The organism is Bacillus sp. MBGLi79, from assembly GCF_002953915.1.
The window spans coordinates 858,008-860,819 of the sequence record NZ_CP026521.1; the positions used below are offsets into that span (position 1 = coordinate 858,008).

The window sequence follows — 2,812 nt, forward strand, 5'->3', positions numbered from 1 at the left end:
ACGTATGTGAGAAGCTCGGCTTAAAACCGGCGCCGATTTCAACACAGACGCTGCAGCGCGACCGCCACGCCGATTATATGGCTGCACTGGCGCTAGTTGCGACAAGCATCGAGAAATTCGCCGTTGAGATCCGCGGCCTCCAAAAAAGCGAAACCCGCGAAGTCGAAGAATTTTTCGCAAAAGGCCAAAAAGGTTCTTCTGCCATGCCGCATAAACGCAATCCGATCGGTTCGGAAAACATGACGGGAATGGCGCGCGTCATCCGCGGCTACATGCTGACCGCCTATGAAAATGTACCGCTTTGGCATGAACGCGACATTTCGCATTCATCAGCAGAGCGCATCATTCTGCCTGATGCGACGATCGCGCTGAACTACATGCTGAATCGCTTTGGCAACATTGTGAAAAACTTGACCGTGTTCCCTGAAAACATGAAGCGCAACATGGACCGTACACTCGGATTGATCTACTCTCAGCGCGTTCTTCTCGCTCTCATTGATACCGGCATGGCGCGTGAAGAAGCGTATGACACCGTTCAGCCGAAAGCGATGGAAGCATGGGAGAAACAAGTGCCGTTCCGCCAGCTTGTCGAGGCTGAGGAAAAAATTACGTCCCGACTGTCTCCGGAACAAATTACCGACTGCTTTGATTACAATTACCACTTGAAAAACGTCGACTACATTTTTGAACGTTTAGGCTTAGCGTAGAATAGACCGCCCGCTTTAACAGGCGGGGGTCTAAAAGATGAAATATTTCCAACATTCGGGTTAGGAGGCCTTCTGTGAATATTGTGAAAAATGAACTTTTATATGAAGGAAAAGCGAAAAAGATATACCTGACGGATGATGACAACACGTTGTTTGTCGAATACAAAGACTCGGCGACGGCTTTTAACGGAGAAAAAAAAGCCGAGATTGATGGAAAAGGCCGTTTAAATAACGAAATTTCCAGCCTGATTTTCACAAGGCTTCACGAGAAGGGAATCAACAACCACTTTGTTGAACGAATTTCAGAAACGGAGCAGCTCATTAAAAAAGTGACGATCATCCCGCTTGAAGTCGTTGTCCGCAATGTCGTTGCAGGAAGCATGTCCAAACGGCTCGGCATTCCGGAAGGCACGGAGCTGGAGCAGCCGATTATCGAGTTTTACTACAAGGATGACGCGCTCGGCGATCCGCTGATCACAGAAGACCATATCCGGATTTTAAACGCGGCTGAGCCTGAACAGGTGGAGAAAATCAAATCGATTACGAGACAGGTAAACGAAGAGCTGCAGACGATTTTCGCGGCTTGCGGTGTCAGATTGATAGATTTCAAGCTTGAGTTCGGGCGCGATAAAGACGGCGAGGTCCTGCTGGCCGATGAGATTTCCCCGGATACGTGCCGGCTGTGGGATAAAGAAACGAATGAAAAGCTTGATAAAGATGTGTTCAGAAGAAACCTGGGCGGATTGACGGATGCATACGAAGAAATATTCAAAAGACTTGGAGGCATGTAATATGTACAAAGTGAAAGTGTATGTCAGCTTAAAAGAGAGTGTTTTAGATCCTCAGGGGAGCGCCGTTCAGCATGCTTTGCACAGCATGTCCTACAAAGAAGTTCAGGACGTCCGCATCGGCAAATACATGGAGCTCACAATTGAAAAATCGGACCGCGACCTTGACGTTCTCGTCAAAGAAATGTGCGAAAAACTTTTGGCCAACACGGTGATTGAAGATTACAGATACGAAGTCGAGGAGGTTGTCGCACAGTGAAATTTGCGGTGATTGTGCTGCCGGGCTCAAACTGCGATATCGATATGTTCCACGCGATCAAGGATGAGCTTGGCGAAGAAGCTGAATACGTCTGGCATACAGAAACAAGTCTTGATGAATATGACGGTGTCCTCATTCCGGGGGGATTCTCGTATGGGGATTATTTAAGATGCGGCGCGATCGCCCGCTTCGCAAACATTATGCCGGCCGTCAAAAAAGCGGCTGAAGAAGGGAAGCCGGTGCTCGGCGTCTGCAACGGCTTTCAAATTTTGCAGGAGCTCGGTCTTTTGCCGGGCGCGATGAGACGCAACAAAGATTTGAAATTTATTTGTCGTCCGGTTGAACTGGTTGTCCAAAACAATGAAACGATTTTTACATCTTCCTACGGCAAAGGCGAATCCATCACGATTCCGGTCGCGCACGGCGAAGGAAACTTCTACTGTGATGAAGAAACGCTTGCCGGATTACAAGAAAACAACCAAATCGCTTTCACATACGGAACGGATATCAACGGAAGCGTCGCCGGCATTGCAGGCGTCGTCAATGAAAAAGGCAATGTATTAGGCATGATGCCTCACCCTGAACGCGCAGTCGATTCTCTGCTCGGAAGCGCCGACGGTCTTAAACTGTTTCAATCTATCGTGAAAAATTGGAGGGAAACTCATGTCGCTACTGCTTGAACCAAGTCAAGAACAAATTAAGGAAGAGAAGCTCTATCAGCAAATGGGTGTCAGCGATGACGAGTTTGCCATGATTGAATCGATTCTCGGAAGGCTTCCAAACTATACGGAAATCGGGATTTTTTCGGTCATGTGGTCAGAGCACTGCAGCTACAAAAATTCCAAGCCGATCCTGAAAAAGTTCCCGACAAAAGGCGAACGCGTCCTGCAAGGGCCGGGGGAAGGCGCAGGAATCGTCGATATCGGCGACAATCAGGCGGTTGTCTTCAAAATCGAATCGCATAACCATCCGTCAGCGATTGAGCCTTATCAGGGAGCTGCAACAGGTGTGGGCGGCATCATCCGCGACGTCTTTTCAATGGGCGCGCGAACCATCTC

General features: G+C 48.7%; 5 protein-coding genes. All 5 read left to right on the forward strand.

The window, feature by feature from the left end:
• A partial coding sequence (locus C1T29_RS04320; protein WP_269321163.1) for a lyase family protein occupies nucleotides 1-707 on the forward strand: 707 nt, incomplete at its 5' end.
• A 74-nt stretch (nucleotides 708-781) separates the two neighbouring features.
• A complete protein-coding gene (purC, locus tag C1T29_RS04325; protein ID WP_020450436.1) occupies nucleotides 782-1,498 on the forward strand; it encodes a phosphoribosylaminoimidazolesuccinocarboxamide synthase in 717 nt (238 codons plus the stop codon).
• Nucleotide 1,499: 1 nt separating this feature from the next.
• Nucleotides 1,500-1,754: a phosphoribosylformylglycinamidine synthase subunit PurS gene (gene purS / locus C1T29_RS04330; RefSeq protein WP_003179532.1), complete on the forward strand. Its 255-nt coding sequence runs from the start codon at nucleotides 1,500-1,502 to the stop codon at nucleotides 1,752-1,754.
• On the forward strand, nucleotides 1,751-2,434 hold the full coding sequence (gene purQ, locus C1T29_RS04335; protein ID WP_080131266.1) for a phosphoribosylformylglycinamidine synthase subunit PurQ: 684 nt from the start codon (nucleotides 1,751-1,753) through the stop codon (nucleotides 2,432-2,434). The genes purS and purQ overlap by 4 nt, the downstream gene beginning before the upstream one ends.
• Nucleotides 2,418-2,812: AIR synthase related protein (locus C1T29_RS24695; RefSeq protein WP_231516540.1), on the forward strand; the 395-nt coding region annotated here is incomplete at its 3' end. The genes purQ and C1T29_RS24695, both read left to right, overlap by 17 nt.

Excerpts from the sequence above, each read along its gene's own strand:
- purS (WP_003179532.1), top strand. The coding sequence starts at position 1,500 with ATGTACAAAGTGAAAGTGTATGTCAGCTTAAAAGAGAGTGTTTTAGAT.